This is a genomic window from Nocardiopsis sp. NRRL B-16309 (assembly GCF_001279585.1).
Lineage (GTDB): Bacteria > Actinomycetota > Actinomycetes > Streptosporangiales > Streptosporangiaceae > Nocardiopsis.
On the sequence record NZ_LGEC01000156.1, the window covers coordinates 1 to 417 of the forward strand.

Annotated in this window: 1 protein-coding gene; it reads left to right on the plus strand. The window is 71.0% G+C overall.

Features of this window, described 5'->3' with window-relative positions:
* Positions 1 to 165 precede the first annotated feature (165 nt).
* Positions 166 to 417 (plus strand): ATP-binding cassette domain-containing protein (locus ADL05_RS29165; RefSeq protein ID WP_156366105.1); only part of this gene is annotated, 252 nt, incomplete at its 3' end.

The window sequence follows — 417 nt, forward strand, 5'->3', positions numbered from 1 at the left end:
CGCCCGGGTCCTCGCCCAGGCCATCGGCGGCGCCATCGACGCCGTCATCGCCGGCTGGCTGGAGGAACCGGACACCGACCTCACCGAGGCCGGCGTGCAGGTCGTGACCACCTTCGACCCAGCGCTGGTCCTCGTCCCACCCACCACCGACAGCGGGAGCACGCCATGCCAGTGATCGAAGTCGAGGGACTGCGCAAGACCTACCGCGACCACGTCGCCGTCGACGCCGTCTCGTTCAGCGTGGAGCGCGGGGAGATTTTCGGCATCCTCGGACCCAACGGGGGGGGGAAGCCCACCACCGTCGAATGCCTCACCGGGCTGCGGAGGCGCGACGGCGGGCGGGTGAGCGTGTTCGGCCACGACCCGGACACCGATCGCGACGCGTTGCGCGAGACCGTCGGTGTCCAGCTGCAACAC